The organism is Streptomyces sp. NPDC104581 (assembly GCF_055583685.1).
Map to the genome: position 1 here is coordinate 1 of NZ_JBVJNN010000019.1, position 23,518 is coordinate 23,518.

Genomic DNA, 23,518 nt, shown 5'->3' on the forward strand with positions numbered 1-23,518 from the left:
CCCCCCCCCCCCCCCCCCCCCCCCCCCCCCCCCCCCCCCCCCCCCCCCCCCCCCCCCCCCCCCCCCCCCCCCCCCCCCCCCCCCCCCCCCCCTCCACGTCGTGCGGGTGCGTCAGCCCCCGAACTCCTGAAGACCCTTCAGCGCCTGGTCCAGCAGCGCCTGCCGGCCCTCCAGCTCCTTCGCCAGCTTGTCGGCCCTGGCGTTGTTGCCCGAGGCGCGCGCCGTGTCGATCTGCGTACGCAGCGTGTCGACGGCGGCCTGGAGCTGGCCCGTCAGACCCGCGGCACGCGCACGCGCCTCCGGGTTCGTCCGGCGCCACTCGTTCTCCTCGGACTCCTGAAGCGCCCGCTCCACCGTCTGCATCCGGCCCTCGACACGGGGCCTGGCGTCACGGGGCACATGCCCGATGGCCTCCCAGCGCTCGTTGATGGCCCGGAACGCGGCACGGGCCGCCTTCAGGTCCGTCACCGGGAGCAGCCGCTCCGCCTCGGTCGCCAGCTCCTCCTTGAGCTTCAGATTCTCGGTCTGCTCCGCGTCCCGCTCGGCGAAGACCTCACCGCGGGCGGCGAAGAAGACGTCCTGGGCGCCGCGGAAGCGGTTCCACAGATCGTCCTCGGCCTCGCGCTGCGCACGGCCCGCGGCCTTCCACTCCGTCATCAGCTCGCGGTACCTGGCCGCCGTCCCGCCCCAGTCCGTGGAGCCCGACAGCGACTCGGCCTCGGTGACCAGCTTCTCCTTGGCCTTGCGGGCCTCCTCGCGCTGCGCGTCCAGCGAGGCGAAGTGCGCCTTGCGGCGCTTGGAGAACGCCGAGCGCGCGTGCGAGAAGCGGTGCCACAGCTCGTCGTCGGACTTCCGGTCCAGCCGCGGCAGGCTCTTCCAGGTGTCCACCAGCGCGCGCAGCCGCTCACCCGCGGACCGCCACTGGTCGCTCGCCGCCAGTTCCTCGGCCTCCGCGACCAGCGCCTGCTTCGACTCACGCGCGGCGTCCGCCTGCTTCGCCTTCTGGACCCTGCGCTCCTCACGGCGCGCCTCGACCGTGGCGACAAGCCCGTCGAGCCGGGTACGCAGCGCGGCGAGATCACCGACCGCGTGATGCTCGTCGACCTGCGCCCGCAGATGATCGATGGCGGACTGCGCGTCCTTGGCCGAGAGATCGGTGGTCTTCACCCGCCGTTCGAGAAGGCCGATCTCGACCACCAGGCCCTCGTACTTGCGCTCGAAGTAGGCCAGAGCCTCCTCGGGAGAGCCTGCCTGCCACGATCCGACGACCTGCTCGCCCTCGGCCGTGCGCACGTACACGGTGCCTGTCTCGTCGACTCGGCCCCACGGGTCGCTGCTCACAGCGCCTCCTCCACCTGATGCCTGCGAGGGGTGCCCCCCGGGCATCGTCCACAGTTTCCTGGACGGGCCTCGCCCGTCTTCCGCGACGCGGAAGCCGATCCGCCGAAGCCGATCCGCGCGCCGCACAACGCCAATCTAGGTGACCGGCAGCCCGGCTGTCCGCACTCCGCACGGCCGAAATTCGCGGGGTCCGGCAGCGGGGCGCTCCCAGCGGTCGTGCCGGGGGCCGAGCCGCCGGTCACCCGCCCTCACGTCTCGTCGACGGTGCCCTTCTCGATGGTCACGGTCTTCTTCGGCGCACCGTCCCCCTTGTTGTCACCGGTGACGCCCCCCGCGGCGACGCCCTTCACGGTCTTCAGGCCCTCGGCGTCCATCGTCCCGAACGGGGTGTACGAGGGCGGCAGCTTGGTGTCCTTCCAGACGAGGAAGAACTGGCTGCCGCCGCTGTTCGGCTGGCCGGTATTCGCCATCGCCACCGATCCCGCGGGGTACGTCACGGCGCCGTCCGCCGCGGGCTTGCCGAGCGCGTCCAGGTTCTCGTCCGCGATGGTGTAGCCCGGACCGCCGGTGCCGTCGCCCTTGGGGTCGCCGCACTGGAGCACGAAGATGTTCTCTGTGGTCAGGCGGTGGCACTTGGTGCCGTCGAAGAACTTCTTGTCGGCGAGCGACTTGAAGGAGTTCACCGTTTCGGGCGTCTTCGCCGCGTCCATCGCGATACCGATGTCGCCCTGGCTGGTCTTGAGCGACATCGTGTACTTGGCCTTGGCGTCGATCGTCATCTTCGGCCCGGCGGGCTTGCTCTCGCTCGGCGACGGCGGCGCCGACGGGTTGTCCGCGGCGCTGTCCTTCTTGCCGCCGTCGTCCGTCAGACCCGCGATGGCGTACGCGCCGCCGCCCGCCGCCACCACCACGGCCAGCGACGCTGCGATGACCGCGTTACGGCGCCGGGCCTTGTTGCGACTCTCCGCCCGGCGCTGCTGCTGCCGCTCGAACTTCTCCCTGGCAAGCTGGCGCCGGCGCTGCTCGCTGTTGACCACCGGGTCGTCTCCTCGTGTCTTCGTGGGCCCTGTCGTGAAGCTGTGCTGAGGCGGTGCTCAGGCGGTCCTCACCACCAAGTCCTGTGAACGCCTGACTAGCCCCGTACGGTATATGGGTTACCTGTGTAATGAGGAGCGCCGGTAGGCTCTGATCTGCTGCAATCTCCCGACGGACGACATTTGAGGACGATCGTGCTTATTGCCGGGTTCCCGGCCGGGGCCTGGGGGACCAACTGCTATCTGGTCGCCCCCGCCGCGGGCGAGGAGTGCGTGATCATCGACCCCGGCCACCAGGCCACCGAAGGCGTCGCGGAGACGATCGCCAAGCACCGCCTCAAGCCCGTCGCCGTCATCCTGACCCACGGCCACATCGACCATGTCGCGTCGGTGGTCCCCGTCTGCGGCGCGCACGACGTGCCCGCGTGGATCCACCCGTCGGACCGGTACATGATGAGCGACCCCGAGAAGGCCCTCGGCCGCTCCATCGGGATGCCGCTCATGGGTGAGCTGACCGTGGGGGAGCCCGACGACGTCAGGGAACTGGGCGACGGCACGGAGCTGGCACTGGCGGGCCTGACCTTCGGCGTCGCGCACGCGCCCGGCCATACGAAGGGGTCGGTGACCTTCAGGGTGCCCGAGGCCGCGGACATTCCCTCCGTCCTCTTCTCGGGCGACCTGCTGTTCGCCGGCTCCGTCGGACGCACGGACCTGCCCGGCGGCGATCCGGCCGAGATGCTCGACTCGCTGGGCCGTGTCTGCCTGCCGCTCGACGACTCGACCGTGGTGCTGTCCGGCCACGGCCCCCAGACGACCATCGGCCGGGAGCGAGCCACCAACCCGTATCTGCGCGAGGTGGCCGCAGGCTACGGAAGCGGCGAGAGCGCCGCTCCGCGACGAGGAATGTGACGCAGCGAATCCCATGAGCACCTTTCAGGCCCCCAAGGGCACCTACGACCTGCTTCCGCCGGACTCCGCCGTGTACCTCGCGGTCCGCGAGGCGATCTCCGCACCGCTGAAGAACTCCGGATACGGCTACATCGAGACCCCCGGCTTCGAGGACGTCGAACTCTTCGCCCGCGGCGTCGGTGAGTCCACCGACATCGTCACCAAGGAGATGTACACCCTCACCACCAAGGGCGGCTCCGAGCTGGCGCTGCGCCCCGAAGGCACCGCCTCCGTACTGCGCGCGGCGCTCGAAGCGAATCTGCACAAGGCCGGCAACCTCCCCGTCAAGCTCTGGTACTCGGGCTCCTACTACCGCTACGAGCGCCCGCAGAAGGGCCGCTACCGCCACTTCTCCCAGGTCGGCGCGGAAGCGATCGGCGCCGAGGACCCGGCGCTCGACGCCGAACTGATCATCCTCGCCGACCAGGCGTACCGGTCGCTCGGCCTGAGCGGCTTCCGTATCCTGCTGAACTCCCTGGGCGACAAGGAGTGCCGCCCCGTCTACCGGGAGGCCCTCCAGGACTTCCTGCGCGACCTCGACCTGGACGAGGAGACCCGCCGGCGCGTCGAGATCAACCCCCTGCGGGTCCTCGACGACAAGCGCCCCGAGGTACGGCGGCAGCTCACCGGCGCCCCGAAGCTGCGCGACCACCTCTGCGAGGCGTGCCGGGTCTACCACGCCGAGGTGCGCGAGCTGCTGACGGCGGCGGGTGTCGCGTACGAGGACGACGAACGGCTCGTACGGGGCCTGGACTACTACACCCGCACCACCTTCGAGTTCGTCCACGACGGCCTCGGCGCCCAGTCCGCCGTCGGCGGCGGCGGGCGCTACGACGGGCTCTCGGAGATGATCGGCGGCCCCGCGCTGCCGTCAGTCGGCTGGGCGCTCGGCGTGGACCGTACGGTGCTGGCACTGGAGGCCGAGGGCATCACCCTCCAACTGCCGGCCGCCACCAGCGTGTTCGCGGTGCCGCTCGGCGAGGAGGCGCGCCGGCGGCTGTTCGGCGTGGTCACCGAGCTGCGCCGGGCCGGGGTGGCCGCCGACTTCAGCTACGGCGGCAAGGGGCTCAAGGGCGCCATGAAGAACGCCAACCGCTCGGGCGCGCGCTTCACGATCGTCGCCGGTGAGCGCGATCTCGCCGAGGGCGTGGCCCAGGTCAAGGACATGGAGAGCGGCGAGCAGAAGCCCGTACCGCTCGACGCGCTGGTGGCCGATCTCACGGCCAGACTCGTCTGACGGCCGGTCCGACGCACGGGCCCCGGACGCCACCGGCTGTCCGGGGCCTTCCGCGTGCCTCCTTATGTCCATCGAACGGCGGATACGGGCACGGGTGCGGCAGAATGGCCGGGCCCTCTGCTTCCGGTGCAGCCACGAGTGATGGAACGGCGATATGACGAGTGCAGCGCTTGACGACGTGGCCGCCGACCGGGCGGAGCGCGACGCGACCGGTCCGATCGGGGCGGGGCGGGTGCTGGCGTGGCTGCTGGTGGTGACGGGTGCGGCGGGTGTGCTGGCGTCGTGGGTGATCACGATCGACAAGTTCAAGCTGCTGGAGGACCCGGGCTTCACGCCGGGGTGCAGTCTGAACCCGGTGGTCTCGTGCGGGAACATCATGACGAGCGAGCAGGCGTCGGCCTTCGGCTTCCCCAACCCGATGCTGGGGCTCGTCACCTACGCCGTCGTGGTCTGTGTGGGGCTGGGGCTCCTCGCCGGGGCGCGGTACCGGCGGTGGTTCTGGCTCGGGCTCAACGCCGGGATGCTGTTCGGCGTCGGCTTCTGCACCTGGCTCCAGTACCAGTCGCTCTACAACATCAGCTCTCTGTGCCTGTGGTGCTGCCTCGCCTGGGTGGCGACGATCGTGATGTTCTCCTACGTCACCACCCACAACGTCACACGCGGGATCATCCCGGCGCCGCGGTGGCTGCGCGGGGCGATGGGGGAGTTCCACTGGGTGCTGCCCGTGCTGTGGATCGGGATCATCGGCATGCTCGTCCTGACCCGCTGGTGGGACTTCTGGACCGGCTGACCGTACCGGTCCGCACTGTCGGTGGGCTGGCATAGGCTTCGGAACGTGGAGCCCGACCTCTTTACCGCAGCAGCGGAAGACCGCCAGGAGAACGACCCGTCCAGCAGCCCGCTCGCCGTACGGATGCGTCCGCGGGTCCTGGACGAGGTCGTCGGCCAGGGCCATCTGCTGAAGCCCGGCTCCCCGATGCGGCGGCTGGTCGAGCGGGCCGCGCAGGGCAGGGGACCCGCGGGTCCCTCGTCGGTCCTGCTCTGGGGCCCGCCCGGCACGGGTAAGACGACCCTCGCCTATGTGGTCTCCAAGGCGACCGACGCGCGCTTCGTGGAGCTCTCCGCGATCACCGCGGGCGTCAAGGAGGTCCGCGCGGTCATCGACGGTGCCCGCCGCGCGTCCGGCGGCTTCGGCAAGGAGACCGTCCTCTTCCTGGACGAGATCCACCGATTCAGCAAGGCCCAGCAGGACTCCCTGCTGCCCGCCGTGGAGAACCGCTGGATCACGCTCATCGCGGCCACCACCGAGAACCCCTACTTCTCGGTGATCTCCCCGCTGCTCTCGCGCTCCCTGCTGCTGACACTGGAGCCGCTCACCGACGACGACCTGCGCGCCCTGCTGCGGCGCGCGCTCACCGAGGAGCGCGGGCTCGGCGGCGCGGTCTCCCTCCCGGAGGACTCCGAGGCGCATCTGCTGCGGATCGCCGGGGGAGACGCCCGGCGCGCCCTGACCGCCCTGGAGGCCGCGGCCGGCGCCGCCATCTCCAAGGGCGAGAAGGAGATCAGCCTCGGCACGGTCGAGGAGACGGTCGACCGCGCGGCCGTGAAGTACGACCGCGAGGGCGACCAGCACTACGACGTGGCGAGCGCGCTCATCAAGTCGATCCGCGGCTCGGACGTGGACGCGGCGCTGCACTATCTGGCCCGCATGATCGAGGCGGGCGAGGACCCCCGGTTCATCGCCCGCCGGCTGATGATCTCGGCCAGCGAGGACATCGGCCTGGCCGACCCGACGGCCCTGCCCACCGCCGTCGCGGCGGCCCAGGCCGTGGCGATGATCGGCTTCCCGGAGGCCGCGCTCACCCTGAGCCACGCGACCATCGCGCTGGCGCTGGCCCCCAAGTCGAACGCGGCGATGAACGCGATCTCCGCCGCGCTGGAGGACGTGAAGAAGGGGCTGGCCGGACCCGTACCGACGCATCTGCGCGACGGCCACTACAAGGGCGCGGCCAAGCTCGGCCACGCGCAGGGGTATGTCTATCCGCACGATGTGCCGGGCGGTATCGCCGCGCAGCACTACGCCCCGGAGGAGGTGCGGGGCAGGCGGTACTACGAACCGACGCGGTACGGCGCCGAGGCGCGGTACGCGGACGTGGTCGAGAAGGTCCGCGAACGGCTGCGCGGCGACGCCCCCGCCAACTGACCCGGGTGGCGGGTGCCCCCGGTCGTTCCCGCCGCGCTCAGCGGCTCGCCGCGTCGAAGAGCGCGTGCATGGCACGGCGCAGTTCGCCCACGTCACGCACCGGCTCGGGGAAGTCGAAGCGGGCGTCGAAGCAGTTGACGCCCGTGAAGCGCACCCGCAGTCCGAAGCGGTCCACACCGACCGGTACGGCCGCCGTCCCGCCGGACCGCTCGCCGAGCAGCGAGCGCAGCGTCCGGACCTCGGCGCTGTGCGCCGCGTGCAGATGCTGGAGCAGCTCGGCCTCGTGCTCCGACAGCGGGTCCGGTACGGCCGCGGCGAACGCGTCCGCCTCCACCGGCTCCGCGCCCCACAGGTCGTCCACGAAAGCCTCGCCGACCTCCAGCCGCAGCGTCGTCCGGCCGGGCTCGGACCCGTGCCCGAGGCGTGTCAACCAGCCGGAGACCCAGGCGCGGCCCCGGATACGGTGGGGTACGGAGACCGGTGCGACATCGGTGACCTCCAGCACGGCGGCCAGCTCGTCCGCCTGCGCGTGTGTCGCCGCCCGCACGACGGGGGAGTCGGCCGCGAAGGCCAGCAGCACGTCACCGTCGGTGTCGACGGTCCGCGCGTCCGGCATCAACTGGTCGGCCCGCAGCGCGTCCAGGCCCGGGACGAGCAGCACCGCTGAGCATGTACTCTGTACGAGAGTTCGTGTGCGCTCGGCTGCTGACGGCATCCGGGCGATTTCAAGCCCGCTGGGACGCGGCTGACCATGAGCTGATCGGACCTCCGTCGTATCGATGCCCTGCGCGTCGAGGCTGTCTGTGATGCGCGTGGTGTTCCCAGGGCGACGAGACATGCGATCTCCTTTGAGTAAGGTGAGCCTAACCTAACCTACAACGGAGGTCTGGAGAACGTGCCTAACCAGTCGCGTCCCAAGGTCAAGAAGTCACGCGCGCTCGGTATCGCGCTGACGCCGAAGGCCGTGAAGTACTTCGAGGCCCGTCCCTACCCGCCGGGTGAGCACGGCCGCGGCCGCAAGCAGAACAGTGACTACAAGGTCCGTCTGCTGGAGAAGCAGCGTCTGCGTGCCCAGTACGACATCAGCGAGCGCCAGATGGCCCGCGCCTACGACCGCGCCCGCAAGGCCGGCGGCAAGACCGGCGAGGCCCTGGTCGTCGAGCTGGAGCGTCGTCTCGACGCCCTGGTCCTGCGTTCGGGCATCGCCCGCACCATCTACCAGGCCCGTCAGATGGTCGTCCACGGCCACATCGAGGTCAACGGCGGCAAGGTCGACAAGCCGTCGTTCCGCGTCCGTCCCGACGACGTCGTGATGGTCCGCGAGCGCAGCCGCGAGAAGGTTCCCTTCCAGGTCGCCCGCGAGGGTGGCTACGACACGGACGGCGAGACCCCGCGCTACCTCCAGGTCAACCTGAAGGCGCTGGCGTTCCGTCTGGACCGCGACCCGCTGCGCAAGGAAATCCCGGTCATCTGCGACGAGCAGCTCGTCGTCGAGTACTACGCCCGCTGATCACCCGCTGATCCGGGCGTGGTTCGCCTCACCGCGAACGACCGCGCTTCAGCCCGCCGCTGCCCCGCCGATCCGATTGGGGGAGCCGGCGGGCTCTCGCGTTTCCCGCCCCGTCTCCCGGTCCCGCCCCGGCTCGCGACCCGGCTCCCGGTCCCGCGCCGGACCGGGGCCGTCCGGCGACCGGCCCGGCGGCACGGAGACGGACGCCCCGCGCGGCCCGGCCAGCGCCCGTTCGACGGCCTCCGCCCGCGGCAGGGCGCGTCCCTCCGCCACCCCGGCGCCGTACGCCCGCGCCCCCAGCGCCCGCCGCTCGCACCGCTCGTGCGGTGCCCCGAAGGCGGCGGAGCCGAACAGCGGGACACCGACCGACGGCCAGAGCCCGCCCGCCGCGCCCTGGAGCACCGACGCCTCCGCCGGGTCCCCCTCGTCCGCCGTCACCAGCGCCATCAGCTCCATCGCCAGCACCAGACCGACCAGGTCGTTGAAGGTGTGGTGGATGGTGATCGCCTCGGCGAGCAGGGCGCGCGCGCCTCGGTCAGCCGGCCGCGCGTCCGGGCCGCACAGGCGTGCACGTAGAGCGCGTAGGAGCGGGCCCAGCGCTCGCCGCTCTCCTCGCGGACCTCCCGCACATCGGCGCACAGCGCCACGGCCGCGTCCAGGTCGCCCAGGAAGACGAGGGACAGGGCGAGTTCCACCCGGCCCATCAGTACATTGCTGTTGATCTCGCCCAGTTCGTCGTACGAGCCGAGCGCGGCGCGCAGCAGCCGCTCGACGCGCGGCAGGTCGCCGGTGAGGAGCGCGAGACAGCCCAGCCGGTGCACCGCGTAGGCGTGCGCCCGCGCGTCTCTCGTCCGGGCGGCCTCTTCCCGGCACGCGTACAGCGCGCGCACCGCGGCCGCGTTGTCGCCCTGGAGGACCGCCACATAGCCCAGCACTCCGCGGCCGCGTCAAACCGGTACGGGGAGCCACTCCGGGCGCGATAAGGTCGAGGGAGGACTTTCAACGACCGACCAGGACGCCCGGTTCTGGGCCGGCCGACTACGACTCGTCCCCCGCGCCGCGGGGGACGGACCCGACGCAGAGAGCGGTGCAGCGTGACCGGTGGAGAGGTTGCCGGGATCCTGGTGGCCGTCTTCTGGGCGGTGCTGGTCACCCTCCTCGCCGTGGTGCTCGTGAGGCTGGCCCAGACGCTCAAGGCGACCACCAAACTCGTGGCGGACGTGACCGATCAGGCCGTACCGCTGCTGGCCGACGCGTCGGAGACGGTACGCGCCGCGCAGAACCAGCTCGACCGGGTCGACGCCATCGCGACCGACGTCCAGGAGGTCACCTCCAACGCGTCGGCGCTCTCCACCACCGTGGCGTCGACCTTCGGCGGCCCCCTGGTCAAGGTCGCGGCCTTCGGCTACGGCGTACGGCGCGCGATGAGCCGCAGGGCCCCGGCCGAGTCGGCACGCGCCGACCGTGAGGCACCGGCGCCGGCACCGCCCGCGCGCGAACGCCGCACCGTCATCGTGGGCAGGACCGTTCCGGCCGCCCGCCGCAGCAGGAAGCAGAAGGGCTGAGGCCGATGTTCCGCCGTACGTTCTGGTTCACCGCGGGCGCGGCGGCCGGCGTGTGGGCCACCACCAAGGTCCACACGAAAATCCGGCAGTTGACGCCCGAGAGCCTCGCCGCGCAGGCCGCCAACAAGGCGGTCGACGCGGGCCACCGCCTCAAGGACTTCGCACTCGACGTCCGGGCGGGCATGGTCCAGCGCGAGTCCGAACTCGGCGAGGTGCTGGGGCTCGACGCACCCGCCGACCCCCAACTCCCCGCGAGCCGCCGTCTCGCAGTCGAGGCCCGCGCACAGGACCGGTCCGACGGGCGCCGGTACGACCGAGAACACGACCACAGCGACAGACTCAACTCGCGTACACCGCACAACCGGAATGAGGACCACTGATGGAGTCGGCCGAAATCCGCCGCCGCTGGCTGCGCTTCTTCGAGGAGCGCGGGCACACCGTCGTCCCTTCGGCGTCGCTCATCGCGGACGACCCGACTCTGCTGCTGATCCCCGCGGGCATGGTCCCCTTCAAGCCGTACTTCCTCGGTGAGGCCAAGCCGCCGGCCCCGCGCCTGACCAGCGTGCAGAAGTGCGTGCGCACGCCGGACATCGAGGAGGTCGGCAAGACCACCCGGCACGGCACGTTCTTCCAGATGTGCGGCAACTTCTCCTTCGGGGACTACTTCAAGGAAGGCGTCATCCCGCTCGCGTGGGAGCTGCTGACCACCTCCGTGGCGGACGGCGGCTACGGCCTGGACCCGGAGCGGCTCTGGGTCACCGTCTACCTCGACGACGACGAGGCCTCCGACATCTGGACCGAGAAGGTCGGTTTCCCCGCCGAGCGCATCCAGCGGCTGGGTATGAAGGAGAACTACTGGTCCATGGGCGTACCCGGCCCCTGCGGACCCTGTTCGGAGATCTTCTACGACCGCGGCCCCGAGTTCGGCGAGGAGGGCGGCCCCGCCGTCAACGGCGAGCGCTACGTGGAGATCTGGAACCTGGTCTTCATGCAGTACGAGCGCGGCGAGGGGGAGGGCAAGGAGGACTTCGAGATCCTGGGCGACCTCCCCTCCAAGAACATCGACACCGGCCTCGGCCTCGAACGGCTCGCCATGGTTCTCCAGGGCGTCCCCAACATGTTCGAGATCGACACCTCGATGGCCGTCATCGACAAGGCCACCGAACTGACCGGTGTCCGCTACGGCGCCGACCCCGCCTCGGACGTCTATCTGCGCATCGTCACCGACCACATGCGCACCTCCGTGATGCTCATCGGCGACGGGGTCACCCCCGGCAACGAGGGCCGCGGTTACGTCCTGCGCCGCATCCTGCGCCGCGCCGTGCGCAACATGCGGCTCCTCGGCGCCACCGGACCCGTCGTCGCCGACCTGCTCGACGTCGTCATCGGGGCCATGGGCGAGCAGTACCCCGAGCTGATCACCGACCGCAAGCGCATCGAGACCGTCGCCCTCGCCGAGGAGGCCGCCTTCCTCAAGGCCATCAGGGGCGGCACCAACATCCTCGACACGGCCGTCACCGAGACCAAGGCGGCCGGCGGGTCGGTCCTGGCCGGCGAGAAGGCGTTCCTGCTCCACGACACTTGGGGCTTCCCGATCGACCTCACCCTCGAAATGGCCGCCGAACAGGGCCTGTCCGTGGACGAGGACGGCTTCCGCCGGCTCATGAAGGAGCAGCGGGACCGGGCCAAGGCCGACGCCAAGGCCAAGAAGACCGGGCACGCCGACCTCTCCGCCTACCGCGAGGTCGCCGACACCTCCGGCTCCACCGAGTTCACCGGTTACACCGGCACCGAGAGCGAGTCGCGCATCGTCGGTCTGCTCGTCGACGGCGTGCCGTCGCCCGCCGCCACCGAGGGCGACGAGGTCGAGGTCGTACTCGACCGCACCCCGTTCTACGCCGAGGGCGGCGGCCAGCTCGCCGACCAGGGCCGGATCAAGCTCGACACCGGCGCCGTCATCCAGGTGCGCGACGTCCAGCAGCCGGTCCCCGGCGTCTCCGTGCACAAGGGGTCCGTGCAGGTCGGCGAGGTCACCGTGGGCTCCGCCGCGTTCGCCGCCATCGACACCCACCGCCGGCGGGCCATCGCCCGCGCCCACAGCGCCACGCATCTCACGCACCAGGCGCTGCGCGACGCGCTGGGCCCGACGGCCGCCCAGGCCGGTTCCGAGAACTCGCCCGGCCGCTTCCGCTTCGACTTCGGCTCGCCCGCCGCCGTACCCGGCACGGTCCTCACCGACGTCGAGCAGAAGATCAACGAAGTCCTCGCCCGTGAACTCGACGTCCAGGCCGAGGTCATGTCGATCGACGAGGCCAAGAAGCAGGGCGCCATCGCCGAGTTCGGCGAGAAGTACGGCGAGCGGGTCCGGGTCGTCACCATCGGTGACTTCTCCAAGGAGCTGTGCGGCGGCACGCATGTGCACAACACCGCCCAGCTCGGTCTGGTGAAGCTGCTCGGCGAGTCCTCCATCGGCTCCGGCGTGCGCCGTATCGAGGCGCTCGTCGGCGTGGACGCCTACAACTTCCTGGCCAGGGAGCACACGGTCGTCGCCCAGCTCCAGGAGCTGGTGAAGGGCCGCTCCGAGGAGCTGCCGGAGAAGATCGCCGGGATGCTCGCCAAGCTGAAGGACGCCGAGAAGGAGATCGAGAAGTTCCGCGCGGAGAAGGTGCTGTCCGCCGCCGCCGGACTGGTCGAGGGCGCCAAGGACGTACGGGGCACCGCCCTGGTCACCGGCCAGGTGCCGGACGGCACGTCCGCCGACGACCTGCGCAGGCTGGTGCTCGACGTGCGCGGGCGGATCCCCGGGGACCGGCCGGCCGTCGTCGCGCTGTTCACCACGGTGGGCGGTCGCCCGCTGACGGTGATCGCGACCAACGAGGCCGCCCGTGGGCGCGGGCTCAAGGCCGGCGACCTGGTGCGCGCCGCCGCCAAGACCCTCGGTGGCGGAGGCGGTGGCAAGCCGGACGTCGCCCAGGGCGGCGGTCAGAACCCGGCGGCCGTCGGGGACGCCGTGGCCACTGTCGAGCGCCTCGTCGGCGAGACGGCCTGAGGACGCGCGGCCTGTGGACGTGAGGACATGACCCAGCTCGTGCGGCGCGGCCGCAGACTGGCCGTCGACGTCGGGGACGCCCGGATCGGGGTCGCCTCGTGCGACCCCGACGGGGTCCTCGCGACTCCGGTGGAGACCGTGCCCGGACGGGATGTCCCGGCCGCCCACCGACGGCTCGTGCGACTGGTCGAGGAGTACGAGCCGATCGAGGTCGTGATCGGTCTGCCGCGTTCGCTCAGCGGCGGCGAGGGACCGGCGGCGGTCAAGGTCCGGGCCTTCGCGGAGGAGGTGGCCCGCCGTATCGCGCCCGTTCCGGTACGTCTCGTGGATGAGAGAATGACCACGGTCACCGCCGGCCAGGGGCTGCGCGCCTCGGGTGTGAAGGCCAAGAAGGGCAGATCCGTCATCGACCAGGTGGCGGCCGTCATCATCCTTCAGAACGCGCTGGAGTCGGAGCGGGCCTCGGGCGCACCGCCCGGTGAGGGTGTGCGGGTTCAGACCTGAGGCGCCTGATCAGGCGAAACCGGAACATACTTACGGTTATCGGTCTGCGCGGATGAAGGTCGTCTGATCGCGATACGGTAACGTTCCGCGCGATGCGGCGGGGATTCGAACAACTGCCGCACAGAGAGAGGCGTCACGGACACCGGGCCATCCGCGCCCGGCACCGGCCGCCTCGCGGCTCTAGGGGATCGATGACTGACTATGGCCGGGGTCGAGGCCCTGAACCGTGGCACCCCGAGGATCCCCTTTACGGGGACCAGGGATGGCGTGCGCAACAGGCCGCCGACGGCAGGGCCGCGTACGACGACCAGCCTCAGCATCCCCACCAGCAGCAGCAACAACACCCGCAAGCGCAGTACGACCCCCAGTACCAGTACGACGGCGGCTGGGACACCGGTCAGCAGCAGTACGCCCAGCAACACGAGCAGCATCAGCAGCACCCCCAGCAGCATCCTCAAGGGCAGTACGACCCCCAGTACGACGGGGGAGGCTGGGACACCGGTCAGCAGCAGTACGCGCAGCAGCACCAGCAGCACCCTCAAGGGCAGTACGACTCCCAGCAGCAGCCCCAGTACCCCCAACAGCAATACGGCGACCCGCAGTACGGCAGCCGGCCCCAGTACTCCGCCGGGCAGCAGCCCGACAACCCCCGGTACGACGGGGGAGGCTGGGACACCGGTCAGCAGGGGGCCACGCCGTACGGCGGGAACCCGGGCGACCCCTACGCAGGCGGGCAGGGCCCCGGCTACGGCGGCGCGAGCCCCGACCCGTACGGCGCCTCCGAGGCGTACCAGGGGCAGCGCCCCCCGGACCGCGGCCGACAGGAGCCGCCCCCGCAGGGGCCGGAGAACGACTGGGACGGCCCGCAGCCCGAGGAGACGCACCCCTTCTTCACCGGCGCCGACCACGACGGCGGGCGCGACGACGACCGGCCCCGCCTTCTCGACGACCGGGACGACCGCGACGACGACCCCGGGTACGACGACGAGGACGGCGGCAGGCGCGGCGGAGGCGGCGGCCGGGACCGCCGGGGCAAGGCGAAGAAGAAGCGTCGCGGCGGCGGTGCCTGCCTCGTGGCCTCCCTCGTCCTGGTCGCCGGTGTCGCGGGCGGCGGGTACTACGCCTACCAGTTCTGGCAGGACCGCTTCGGCCCGCCCGCCGACTTCTCCGGTGCTGGTACGGGCACGGTCCAGGTCGAGATCCCGCAGGGCGCGGGCCTCGCCGAGATGGGCGGTCTGCTCAAGAAGAGCGGCGTGGTCAAGAGCGCGCAGGCGTTCATCGACGCGGCGGGCGCGCACCCCAAGGGCAAAGCCATCCAGCCCGGTCTCTATCCCATGAAGAAGGAGATGTCGGCGAAGGCGGCGGTCGAGCTGATGACCAACCCGGCCAATCTGAACTCGCTGACCATCGCCGAGGGAATCCGTGCCGTCCAGGTCTACGAGTTCATCGACACGAAGCTCAAGCTCGACCCCGGTACCACCGCGGACGTGGCCAAGGCCGAAGCGGACAACCTCGGGCTGCCGGACTGGGCCGACGACGACAAGAACATAAAAGACCCGCTCGAAGGATTCCTCTATCCGGCGCGCTACGAGATCGGCGAGAAGACCAAGCCGGAGGACGTCCTCAAGCAGATGGTCGCGCGCTCCAACCAGGAGTACGAGAAGTACGACCTGGAGGAATCGGCCGAGAAGCTGGGTCTCGACTCGCCGCTCGACGTCGTCACCGTGGCCAGCCTGGTGCAGGCCGAGGGAATCACACACGACGACTTCAAGAAGATGGCGTCCGTCGTCTTCAACCGGCTCAAGCCGACGAACACCGAGACCAATCAGAAGCTCGAATTCGACTCGGCGTTCAATTATCTGAAGAACGAGTCCGAGATCGATATCTCCACCTCGGAGATCAGGAACAACCCCGACCCGTACAACACGTACTTCCACAAGGGTCTGCCGCCAGGTCCGATCGGAAACCCCGGTGCCGACGCGCTGAACGCCACCAAGGCGCCGGACCCGGGCGGCTGGATGTTCTTCATCTCGATCGACGGCAAGACCACCGAATTCACCGAGACCCTGGCCGAGCACGAGAAGCTCGTCAAGGAATTCAACGAGCGACGGAAGAATGCGAACGACTAGCACCACCGGACGCAGGGCGGCCGTCCTCGGCTCGCCCATCGCGCACTCGCTCTCCCCGGTGCTCCACCGGGCGGCGTACGCGGAACTGGGGCTCACCGACTGGTCCTACGACCGCTTCGAGGTGACCGAGGCGGGGCTCCCGGAGTTCCTCGCGGGCCTCGACCCGGCCTGGGCCGGTCTCTCCCTGACCATGCCGCTCAAGCGCGCCGTCATCCCGCTGCTCGACGCCGTCAGCGGGACGGCCGCGTCGGTGGAGGCCGTCAACACCGTCGTCATCGACGGCGACGGCCGCCGCACGGGCGAGAACACCGACATCCCCGGCATGCTCGCCGCCCTGCGCGAACGCGGCGTCACCGCGGTGGAGTCGGCGGCCGTCCTCGGCGCCGGAGCGACCGCGTCGTCCGCGCTCGCCGCGCTCTCCCAGCTCTGTACGGGACCGGTCACCGCCTATGTGCGCGGTGCGGCCCGCGCCGCCGAGATGCGCGGCTGGGGGGAACGGCTCGGTGTCGACGTCCGCACCGCCGACTGGTCGCAGGCGGCCCACGCGCTCACCTCGCCGCTGGTGATCGCGACGACTCCCGCCGGAGCGACCGACGCGCTGGCGCCACGGGTCCCCGAACGCCCCGGAACCCTCTTCGACGTGCTGTACGACCCCTGGCCCACCGCGCTCGCCGCGGCGTGGTCCGCGCGGGGCGGCCCCGTGGTCGGCGGACTCGACCTCCTCGTGCACCAGGCCGTCATCCAGGTCGAGCTGATGACCGGCCGGGCACCCGCGCCGCTCGCCGTGATGCGCGAGGCCGGTGAACAGGCACTTGAGGTTCACCGGAGCTGACGGCTCGCCCACCTATCCGCTGGCTGGACGAGTCACGGAACGGGCCGCCGGTCATGGCAGGATCGAGAACCTGAGGATGCGTACCCGATCCGTACCGTCGAAGCTGTCGAGAGTTACCGAGGAGCACCGTTGAGCAGGTTGCGCTGGCTGACCGCGGGGGAGTCGCACGGCCCCGCACTCGTCGCGACTCTGGAGGGCCTTCCCGCGGGCGTGCCCATCACCACGGAGATCGTCGGCGACCATCTCGCGCGCCGGCGCCTGGGCTACGGACGCGGCGCGCGCATGAAGTTCGAGCGCGACGAGGTCACCTTCCTCGGCGGCGTACGGCACGGCCTGACCATGGGATCGCCGGTCGCGATCATGGTCGGCAACACCGAGTGGCCCAAATGGGAACAGGTCATGGCGGCCGACCCGGTCGACCCCGAGGTGCTCGCCGGGCTCGCCCGTAACGAGCCCCTGACCCGCCCCCGCCCCGGCCACGCCGATCTGGCCGGCATGCAGAAGTACGGCGCGTCCGAGGCCCGCCCCATCCTGGAGCGCGCCAGCGCCCGCGAGACCGCGGCCAGGGTCGCGCTCGGCGCCGTCGCGCGGTCGTACCTGAAGGAGACCGCCGGGATCGAGATCGTGTCCCACGTCGTCGAACTCGCCTCTGCCAAGGCCCCCTACGGCGTCTACCCGACCCCCGGTGACGTCGAGCGGCTCGACGCCGACCCCGTGCGCTGCCTCGACCCCGAGGCGAGCGACGCGATGGTCGCCGAGATCGACCAGGCACACAAGGACGGCGACACCCTCGGCGGTGTGGTCGAGGTGCTGGCCTACGGCGTGCCCGTCGGCCTCGGCTCGCACGTCCACTGGGACCGCAGGCTCGACGCCCGGCTCGCCGCCGCCCTCATGGGCATCCAGGCCATCAAGGGCGTGGAGGTCGGCGACGGCTTCGACCTCGCCAGGGTGCCCGGCTCCCGGGCGCACGACGAGATCATGGTCACCGACGAGGGCATCCGGCGTGCCTCGGGCCGCTCCGGCGGCACCGAAGGCGGTCTGACGACCGGTGAACTGCTGCGCGTACGGGCCGCGATGAAGCCCATCGCGACCGTGCCCCGCGCGCTCGCCACCGTCGACGTCGCCACCGGCGAGCCCGCCAAGGCGCACCACCAGCGCTCCGACGTCTGCGCGGTACCCGCCGCGGGCATCGTCGCGGAGGCCATGGTCGCGCTCACCCTCGCCGACGCCGTGGCCGAGAAGTTCGGCGGCGACAGCGTGCCCGAGACCCGGCGCAACGTCGAGTCCTACCTCCAGAACCTGGTGGTCCGATGAACCGCCCGCTGATCGTCCTGGTCGGCCCCATGGGGGTCGGCAAGACCACCGTCGGCGCGCTGCTCGCCGAACGCCTCGACACCGGCTACCGGGACACCGACGCGGACATCGTCGCCGCCGAGGGCCGGGAGATCTCCGACATCTTCTTCGAGGACGGCGAGGAGCACTTCCGCGAGCTGGAACGGGCCGCCGTACGGAGCGCGCTCGCCGAACACCCCGGCGTCCTCGCGCTCGGCGGCGGCGCCATCCTCGACAAGGACACCCGCGGACTGCTCGCCGGACTCCCCGTCGTCTATCTCTCCATGGAGGCGAACGAGGCGGTCCGCCGCACCGGGCTCGGGCTCGCCCGCCCGCTGCTCGCCATCAACCCCCGCCAGCAGTGGAAGCAGTTGATGGAGGAGCGCCGCGCCCTCTACACGGAGGTGGCGCGCGCGGTCGTCCCGACCGACGAACGGGCGCCCGAAGAAGTCGCCGAAGCCGTCATCGAGGCGCTGGATCTGGGCCCGGCGGCCGTCCCCGGCGCGGATCCGTCCGCCACCCCCGGCAAGGAGAACCAGGCATGACGACCGACCAGGACCAGCAGGTCACCCGGATCCAGGTCGGCGGCACCGCCGGGCACGACCCGTACGAGGTGCTGATCGGCCGGCGGCTGCTGGGCGAACTGCCCGTACTCGTCGGCCCCCGGGCCAAGCGCGTCGCCGTGCTGCACCCGGAGGCGCTCGCCGAGACCGGGGAGACCCTGCGCCAGGACCTGGCGGACCAGGGGTACGAGGCGATCGCCATCCAGCTCCCCAACGCGGAGGAGGCCAAGACCGTCGAGGTCGCCGCCTACTGCTGGAAGGCGCTCGGCCAGACCGGTTTCACCCGCAGCGACGTCATCGTCGGCGTCGGCGGCGGCGCCACGACCGATGTCGCGGGCTTCGTCGCCGCGAGCTGGCTGCGCGGGGTGCGGTGGATCGCCGTACCGACGACCGTCCTCGGCATGGTCGACGCGGCGATCGGCGGCAAGACCGGCATCAACACGGCCGAGGGCAAGAACCTCGTCGGCGCCTTCCACCCGCCCGCCGGAGTCCTCTGCGACCTCGCGGCGCTGGACTCGCTGCCCGTCCACGACTACGTGAGCGGGATGGCCGAGATCATCAAGGCCGGATTCATCGCCGATCCGGCCATTCTCGATCTGGTGGAGGCCGACCCCGAAGGCGCTCGCTCGCCCGCCGGACCGCACACCGCCGAGCTGATCGAACGCTCCATCCGGGTCAAGGCCGAGGTCGTGTCCAACGACCTCAAGGAGTCCGGCGTACGCGAGATCCTCAACTACGGCCACACCCTCGCCCACGCCATCGAGAAGAACGAACGCTACAAATGGCGGCACGGCGCGGCCGTCTCCATCGGCATGGTCTTCGCCGCCGAACTGGGCCGGCTCGCGGGCCGGCTCGACGACGCCACCGCCGACCGGCACAGCGCGGTCCTCAAGTCCGTCGGACTGCCGCTGACCTACCGCGGCGACCAGTGGCCCAAGCTGCTCGAAACCATGAAGGTCGACAAGAAGTCCCGCGGTGACCTGCTGCGTTTCATCGTCCTCGACGGGCTGGCAAAGCCGACCGTGCTGGAGGGACCGGACCCGGCGGTGCTGCTCGCCGCGTACGGGGAGGTGTCCGAGTGACCCGTCGGGTCCTGGTGCTCAACGGCCCCAACCTGGGCCGCCTCGGCTCGCGCGAGCCGGACGTCTACGGCTCCGTCTCGTACGCCGGACTTGTGGAGACCTGCCAGTCCACCGGCAAGGAACTGGGCCTGGACGTCGATGTGCGCGAGACGAACGACGAGGGTGAACTGATCCGCTGGCTGCACGAGGCGGCCGACGGATCGATCCCCGTCGTACTCAACCCCGGCGCGTTCACGCACTATTCGTACGGAATGCGGGACGCCGCAGCGCAGCGCACCGCGCCGCTGGTCGAGGTGCACATCTCGAACCCGTACACACGCGAGGAATTCCGCCACACCTCGGTCGTCGCGGCCGTCGCCAGTGGCACGATCGCGGGGTTCGGCATCGGCTCGTACCGGCTGGCGCTGCGTGCCGTCGCCGGGGAACTCGACGGCTGACGGCGGCAGTCGGGAAGCCCGGACGGGCGGCCGGGCACTCGGAGCCCGCTTCCGGCGTTCTACCGGGGACGGCCGGTGACGGTACCGTTCCAAGCAAGTCGGCCCGGTGGCCGAGCGATCAGCGTCAGACGTACGAGACGGAGTGGCACCGGATGCAGCACGCAGTGGGGGCTCCGCTGCCGCCTCCCCATGGCTCGGCGCACGGCACGGGCGGTCAGGGACCGGGCGGTTGGGCGCACGGCTCGCCGCCCCACGGTCCGCCACCGCACGGCGCACCGCAGGCCGGCCCTCCCGCGCCCCACGGGCACCCGACCGCCCCGGCCGCGGCGCCGTACGGCGGGCAGCCGGACCCCGGCGCCCCGGCGGGCCCGCACGCGCACGGCGCCCCGCAGCCGGGTCCGCCACCGGCCGGCCGGACCGGCGGACCGCAGCGGATCCCGCCGGGACCGCCCGGCACGCCCGTGCCGCAGCAGGGGCCCCCGGCCCCGCCGCCGGACTCGACCGGGCACGTGCAGCTGCCGCCGGGCGGGCCGGTCCCGCTCCCCGTACCGCATCCCGCCGACAGCGGTACCGGCGCCGCCACGCTGGCCGTCCTGCTGATCGGCCCCGCCGGCGCGGGCAAGACGACCGTCGCCCGGCACTGGGCGGCCCGCCGGCAGGTCCCCACCGCGCACATCAGCCTCGACGACGTACGCGAATGGGTCTGCTCCGGCTTCGCGGACCCGCAGACGGGGTGGAACGAGCACTCCGAGGCGCAGTACCGGCTGGCCCGGCGCACCTGCGGCTTCGCTGCCCGTAACTTCCTCGCCAACGGGATCTCCTGCATCCTCGACGACGCGGTCTTCCCCGACCGCCCCGTCGTCGGCCTCGGCGGCTGGAAGCGCCACGTGGGCCCCGGCCTGCTGCCCGTCGTCCTGCTGCCCGGCCTGGAGATCGTCCTGGAGCGCAACGCGGAGCGCAGCGGCAACCGCAGGCTCTCGGACGAGGAGGTGGCGGGCATCCACGGCCGGATGGCCGGCTGGTACGGCTCGGGACTGCCGATCATCGACAACTCCAAGTACGACGTCGAGACGACGGCCCGCGTCCTCGACGACGTACTCGCCCGCTCGATCGCGAGCCCGCCGGCCTGGTAGCGGGCGCCGGAGACCGGCGGCGGGCCGGGGCCGCCCGGTGCCCCGGCCACCCCGGTCGGACGCTCCGGCGCGCCGAGCCGGGCCCGCGCTCATAGGCTCGGTACATGTCAGAGGTGTTCGCGGTCCGTCGCGGGCTGCTGCGCGACCGGTGCTCCGCGGCCGGCACCGATGCCGCCCTGGTGTCCCTGCCCGCCAACGTCCGCTATCTCGCCGGCGGCGCTCCACCGGGCGCCGTCCTGCTGCTCGGGGTCGCCGACCAGCGCGACGTACTGCTCTGCCCCCGTACCTCCACCGGCGACCCCGCCGACGGCCGCCCCGACGAGCAGCTGCGGCTGAGCGTGCTGCCCACCACGACGGGCGATCCGGCCGTCGCCGCCGCGGACCTCCTCGACCCGGCCACCGCCCGCACCCTCGCCGTCGAGGAGCACCATCTGACCGTCGCCCGCCACCGGGCCGTGCGCTCCGTGGCGCCCCGGCTGCGCCTCGCCGATCTCGGCCGCACCGTGGAACAGCAGCGGACGGTCAAGGACGAGGAGGAGATCTCCCAGCTCCGGATCGCCGCCGAGATCTCCGACCAGGCGCTGGGTGAACTGCTCGAATCGATCCTCGTCGGCCGCACCGAACGGCATCTCGCGCTGGAACTGGAGCGGCGCCTGGTCGACCACGGGGCGGACGGACCGGCGTTCCGTACCTCGGTGGCCACCGGGCCGAACTCGGGCCGCGCCGGCCACCGGCCGTCGGACCGCAGGGTCGAGGAGGGCGATTTCCTCTCCGTACGCCTCGGTGCCAACTACCACGGGTACCGCTGCGAGATCGGCCGCACCTTCGTCATCGGATCGTCGCCCGCCGACTGGCAGATCGATCTGTACGACCTGGTGTTCGCGGCACAACGGGCAGGTCGGGAGGCCCTGACGCCCGGCACCGCCTACCGCGACGTGGACCGCGTGGCCCGCCGGCCGCTGGAGTCGGCGGGGTACGGCGAGGGGCTCGCGTCCCGTACCGGGCACGGTGTCGGGCTCGAAATCGACGAGGACCCGCAGTTGGCACCCACCGCCATGGGTAAACTGGACGCTTGTGTGCCGGTCACCGTCGAACCGGGGGTCCACCTCCCGGGCCGGGGCGGCGTCCGGATCGATGACACGCTCGTCGTCCGCCCCGTGGCGGACGGCGGACCCGAGCTACTCACCATTACGACCAAGGAACTGCTCGCGCTGTAGTGCTCCGGCAAGCTTTGCGCCGGTCGCGGTGGTGGCGCGCACCCGTGGTCCCACCCCGCTTCAGTCCAGGAGATTCCGCAACCGTGGCTTCCACGAACGACCTCAAGAACGGCATGGTTCTCAAGCTCGACTCCGGCCAGCTCTGGTCCGTCGTCGAGTTCCAGCATGTCAAGCCCGGCAAGGGCCCCGCCTTCGTGCGCACCAAGCTGAAGAACGTGCTCTCCGGCAAGGTCGTCGACAAGACCTTCAACGCCGGCGTGAAGGTCGAGACGGCCAACGTCGACCGCCGCGACATGCAGTTCTCGTACATGGACGGCGAGTACTTCGTCTTCATGGACATGGGCACCTACGACCAGATCCACATCAGCCGGGAGATCGTCGGCGACGCCGCGAACTTCCTGCTGGAGGGCTTCGAGGCCACGGTCGCGATGTACGAGGGCAACGCGCTCTACGTCGAGCTGCCCGCCGCCGTCGAACTCGTCATCGAGCACACCGACCCCGGCGTGCAGGGCGACCGCTCCACCGGCGGTTCCAAGCCCGCGAAGCTGGAGACCGGTTACGAGATCGGCGTCCCGCTCTTCATCACGACCGGCGAGAAGATCAAGGTCGACACCCGCTCCGGTGAGTACCTCGGCCGGGTGAACAGCTAACCGTGGCTGCCCGCAACAAGGCCCGTAAGCGCGCCTTCCAGATCCTCTTCGAGGCGGACCAGCGCGGGGCGCCCGTGCAGACGGTCCTCGCGGACTGGCTGCGGCACGCCCGGACCGACGACCGCCAGCCGCCGGTCAGCGAATACACGATGGAGCTGGTCGAGGGGTACGCGCGGTACGCGGACCGGATCGACGAACTCATCACCACCTACTCGGTGGGCTGGACGCTCGACCGCATGCCGGTCGTCGACAGGAACATCGTGCGGCTCGGCACGTACGAACTGGTGTGGGTGGACGGCACGCCCGACGCCGTGGTGATCGACGAGGCGGTCCAGCTCGCCAAGGAGTTCTCCACCGACGACTCGCCGTCCTTCGTGAACGGCCTCCTCGGCCGGTTCAAGGATCTCAAGCCGAGCCTGCTCCGCGCCGACGCCGAGTAGCTCCCGCGGCTCCTGTCCCGGGCGCTCTCGTGGCCGGGAACGCCGCTCGCCGGTTCGGACCGCACCCGCGGTCCGAACCGGCGAGCGAAACCGGCTGTCGGCCGCTGGGCCATTCGTGTGACGCGCGATCCGTACGTCCGTCCCGGTGCCTTCACGCGTGTGCGACCCGAGCGGTGCGCCCGGTGACCTTCCTCCCGGTGGGCGCGTTTCCCGTCCGTGGCCGGTCCGCGGGGCCGCCGACGCCGTCTGGGTGCTCCCGGAGACGGGCCCGTGCCCGACAAGGCCGCCCGGTGCCCGCCGGGCGCGCACCGG

Annotated in this window: 24 protein-coding genes; 19 read left to right on the forward strand and 5 right to left on the reverse strand. The window is 71.4% G+C overall.

Features of this window, described 5'->3' with window-relative positions; all coding sequences use genetic code 11:
* Positions 1-111: 111 nt before the first annotated feature.
* Together ACZ61E_RS17440 and ACZ61E_RS17445 are read right to left on the reverse strand one after the other, a co-directional pair.
* Positions 112-1,341, reverse strand: coding sequence for a DUF349 domain-containing protein (locus ACZ61E_RS17440; RefSeq protein WP_469700486.1), 1,230 nt, complete (start codon positions 1,339-1,341; stop codon positions 112-114).
* A gap of 248 nt (positions 1,342-1,589) precedes the next feature.
* Positions 1,590-2,378 carry a peptidylprolyl isomerase gene (locus ACZ61E_RS17445; protein WP_469700487.1) on the reverse strand — a complete coding sequence of 263 codons (789 nt, stop codon included), beginning with the start codon at positions 2,376-2,378 and terminating at the stop codon, positions 1,590-1,592.
* 192 nt (positions 2,379-2,570) lie between these two features.
* On the opposite strand from ACZ61E_RS17445, the gene ACZ61E_RS17450 reads away from it, so the two are divergent.
* The 4 genes from ACZ61E_RS17450 (at position 2,571) to ACZ61E_RS17465 (ending at position 6,763) form a co-directional block, all read left to right on the forward strand.
* Positions 2,571-3,284: an MBL fold metallo-hydrolase gene (locus ACZ61E_RS17450; RefSeq protein WP_469700488.1), complete on the forward strand. Its 714-nt coding sequence runs from the start codon at positions 2,571-2,573 to the stop codon at positions 3,282-3,284.
* A 13-nt stretch (positions 3,285-3,297) separates the two neighbouring features.
* Entirely contained in the window at positions 3,298-4,560 is a 1,263-nt protein-coding gene (hisS, locus tag ACZ61E_RS17455; RefSeq protein WP_469700489.1) for a histidine--tRNA ligase, read from the forward strand.
* 154 nt (positions 4,561-4,714) lie between these two features.
* Positions 4,715-5,350 carry a vitamin K epoxide reductase family protein gene (locus tag ACZ61E_RS17460; RefSeq protein ID WP_469700490.1) on the forward strand — a complete coding sequence of 212 codons (636 nt, stop codon included), beginning with the start codon at positions 4,715-4,717 and terminating at the stop codon, positions 5,348-5,350.
* A gap of 45 nt (positions 5,351-5,395) precedes the next feature.
* Complete coding sequence (locus ACZ61E_RS17465) at positions 5,396-6,763, forward strand: replication-associated recombination protein A (RefSeq protein ID WP_469700491.1); 1,368 nt, start codon at positions 5,396-5,398, stop codon at positions 6,761-6,763.
* 37 nt (positions 6,764-6,800) lie between these two features.
* On the opposite strand, the gene ACZ61E_RS17470 is transcribed toward ACZ61E_RS17465, so the two are convergent.
* A complete protein-coding gene (locus tag ACZ61E_RS17470; protein ID WP_469700492.1) occupies positions 6,801-7,478 on the reverse strand; it encodes a DUF2470 domain-containing protein in 678 nt (225 codons plus the stop codon).
* A 180-nt stretch (positions 7,479-7,658) separates the two neighbouring features.
* On the opposite strand from ACZ61E_RS17470, the gene rpsD reads away from it, so the two are divergent.
* Entirely contained in the window at positions 7,659-8,273 is a 615-nt protein-coding gene (gene rpsD / locus ACZ61E_RS17475) for a 30S ribosomal protein S4 (RefSeq protein ID WP_147877610.1), read from the forward strand.
* Positions 8,274-8,321: 48 nt separating this feature from the next.
* Here rpsD and ACZ61E_RS17480 read toward each other — a convergent pair whose 3' ends face one another.
* Both ACZ61E_RS17480 and ACZ61E_RS17485 read right to left on the reverse strand, forming a co-directional pair.
* Positions 8,322-8,738, reverse strand: a complete 417-nt coding sequence (locus ACZ61E_RS17480) for a hypothetical protein (RefSeq protein ID WP_469700493.1) — start codon at positions 8,736-8,738, stop codon at positions 8,322-8,324.
* Positions 8,720-9,208, reverse strand: coding sequence for a hypothetical protein (locus ACZ61E_RS17485; RefSeq protein ID WP_469700494.1), 489 nt, complete (start codon positions 9,206-9,208; stop codon positions 8,720-8,722). The genes ACZ61E_RS17480 and ACZ61E_RS17485 overlap by 19 nt, the downstream gene beginning before the upstream one ends.
* 159 nt (positions 9,209-9,367) lie before the next feature.
* On the opposite strand from ACZ61E_RS17485, the gene ACZ61E_RS17490 reads away from it, so the two are divergent.
* The 14 genes from ACZ61E_RS17490 (at position 9,368) to nusB (ending at position 23,206) form a co-directional block, all read left to right on the forward strand.
* The gene (locus tag ACZ61E_RS17490; RefSeq protein ID WP_469700495.1) at positions 9,368-9,838 is read left to right on the forward strand and encodes a DUF948 domain-containing protein; all 471 of its coding nucleotides are present in this window, start codon (positions 9,368-9,370) and stop codon (positions 9,836-9,838) included.
* Between the two features lie 5 nt (positions 9,839-9,843).
* A complete protein-coding gene (locus ACZ61E_RS17495) occupies positions 9,844-10,218 on the forward strand; it encodes a DUF6167 family protein (protein WP_469700496.1) in 375 nt (124 codons plus the stop codon).
* Positions 10,218-12,887, forward strand: coding sequence for an alanine--tRNA ligase (gene alaS, locus ACZ61E_RS17500; RefSeq protein WP_469700497.1), 2,670 nt, complete (start codon positions 10,218-10,220; stop codon positions 12,885-12,887). Before ACZ61E_RS17495 ends, alaS begins: the two co-directional genes overlap by 1 nt.
* Positions 12,888-12,914: 27 nt before the next feature.
* Entirely contained in the window at positions 12,915-13,391 is a 477-nt protein-coding gene (ruvX, locus tag ACZ61E_RS17505; RefSeq protein WP_469700498.1) for a Holliday junction resolvase RuvX, read from the forward strand.
* A 191-nt stretch (positions 13,392-13,582) separates the two neighbouring features.
* Entirely contained in the window at positions 13,583-15,520 is a 1,938-nt protein-coding gene (gene mltG / locus ACZ61E_RS17510; protein ID WP_469700499.1) for an endolytic transglycosylase MltG, read from the forward strand.
* A complete protein-coding gene (locus ACZ61E_RS17515; protein WP_469700500.1) occupies positions 15,507-16,352 on the forward strand; it encodes a shikimate dehydrogenase in 846 nt (281 codons plus the stop codon). Before mltG ends, ACZ61E_RS17515 begins: the two co-directional genes overlap by 14 nt.
* A gap of 129 nt (positions 16,353-16,481) precedes the next feature.
* Positions 16,482-17,666: a chorismate synthase gene (aroC, locus tag ACZ61E_RS17520; protein WP_469700501.1), complete on the forward strand. Its 1,185-nt coding sequence runs from the start codon at positions 16,482-16,484 to the stop codon at positions 17,664-17,666.
* Entirely contained in the window at positions 17,663-18,229 is a 567-nt protein-coding gene (locus tag ACZ61E_RS17525) for a shikimate kinase (protein WP_469700502.1), read from the forward strand. Before aroC ends, ACZ61E_RS17525 begins: the two co-directional genes overlap by 4 nt.
* Positions 18,226-19,329, forward strand: a complete 1,104-nt coding sequence (aroB, locus tag ACZ61E_RS17530) for a 3-dehydroquinate synthase (protein WP_469700503.1) — start codon at positions 18,226-18,228, stop codon at positions 19,327-19,329. The genes ACZ61E_RS17525 and aroB overlap by 4 nt, the downstream gene beginning before the upstream one ends.
* A complete protein-coding gene (gene aroQ / locus ACZ61E_RS17535; RefSeq protein ID WP_469700504.1) occupies positions 19,326-19,766 on the forward strand; it encodes a type II 3-dehydroquinate dehydratase in 441 nt (146 codons plus the stop codon). The genes aroB and aroQ overlap by 4 nt, the downstream gene beginning before the upstream one ends.
* Positions 19,767-19,918: 152 nt before the next feature.
* On the forward strand, positions 19,919-20,899 hold the full coding sequence (locus ACZ61E_RS17540; protein ID WP_469700505.1) for an AAA family ATPase: 981 nt from the start codon (positions 19,919-19,921) through the stop codon (positions 20,897-20,899).
* Between the two features lie 104 nt (positions 20,900-21,003).
* On the forward strand, positions 21,004-22,116 hold the full coding sequence (locus ACZ61E_RS17545; RefSeq protein ID WP_469700506.1) for an aminopeptidase P family protein: 1,113 nt from the start codon (positions 21,004-21,006) through the stop codon (positions 22,114-22,116).
* Between the two features lie 83 nt (positions 22,117-22,199).
* A complete protein-coding gene (efp, locus tag ACZ61E_RS17550; RefSeq protein ID WP_147877598.1) occupies positions 22,200-22,766 on the forward strand; it encodes an elongation factor P in 567 nt (188 codons plus the stop codon).
* 2 nt (positions 22,767-22,768) lie between these two features.
* Positions 22,769-23,206: a transcription antitermination factor NusB gene (nusB, locus tag ACZ61E_RS17555; RefSeq protein ID WP_469700507.1), complete on the forward strand. Its 438-nt coding sequence runs from the start codon at positions 22,769-22,771 to the stop codon at positions 23,204-23,206.
* Positions 23,207-23,518 lie beyond the last annotated feature (312 nt).

Bases quoted from the DNA above. Each gene is read 5' to 3' on its own strand.
- hisS (WP_469700489.1), top strand. From the start codon at position 3,298: ATGAGCACCTTTCAGGCCCCCAAGGGCACCTACGACCTGCTTCCGCCG.
- ACZ61E_RS17460 (WP_469700490.1), top strand. From the start codon at position 4,715: ATGACGAGTGCAGCGCTTGACGACGTGGCCGCCGACCGGGCGGAGCGC.
- ACZ61E_RS17470 (WP_469700492.1), bottom strand. From the start codon at position 7,478: ATGCCGTCAGCAGCCGAGCGCACACGAACTCTCGTACAGAGTACATGC.
- ACZ61E_RS17495 (WP_469700496.1), top strand. From the start codon at position 9,844: ATGTTCCGCCGTACGTTCTGGTTCACCGCGGGCGCGGCGGCCGGCGTG.
- alaS (WP_469700497.1), top strand. From the start codon at position 10,218: ATGGAGTCGGCCGAAATCCGCCGCCGCTGGCTGCGCTTCTTCGAGGAG.
- ruvX (WP_469700498.1), top strand. From the start codon at position 12,915: ATGACCCAGCTCGTGCGGCGCGGCCGCAGACTGGCCGTCGACGTCGGG.
- mltG (WP_469700499.1), top strand. From the start codon at position 13,583: ATGACTGACTATGGCCGGGGTCGAGGCCCTGAACCGTGGCACCCCGAG.
- ACZ61E_RS17515 (WP_469700500.1), top strand. From the start codon at position 15,507: ATGCGAACGACTAGCACCACCGGACGCAGGGCGGCCGTCCTCGGCTCG.
- ACZ61E_RS17525 (WP_469700502.1), top strand. From the start codon at position 17,663: ATGAACCGCCCGCTGATCGTCCTGGTCGGCCCCATGGGGGTCGGCAAG.
- aroB (WP_469700503.1), top strand. From the start codon at position 18,226: ATGACGACCGACCAGGACCAGCAGGTCACCCGGATCCAGGTCGGCGGC.
- ACZ61E_RS17540 (WP_469700505.1), top strand. From the start codon at position 19,919: ATGCAGCACGCAGTGGGGGCTCCGCTGCCGCCTCCCCATGGCTCGGCG.
- ACZ61E_RS17545 (WP_469700506.1), top strand. From the start codon at position 21,004: ATGTCAGAGGTGTTCGCGGTCCGTCGCGGGCTGCTGCGCGACCGGTGC.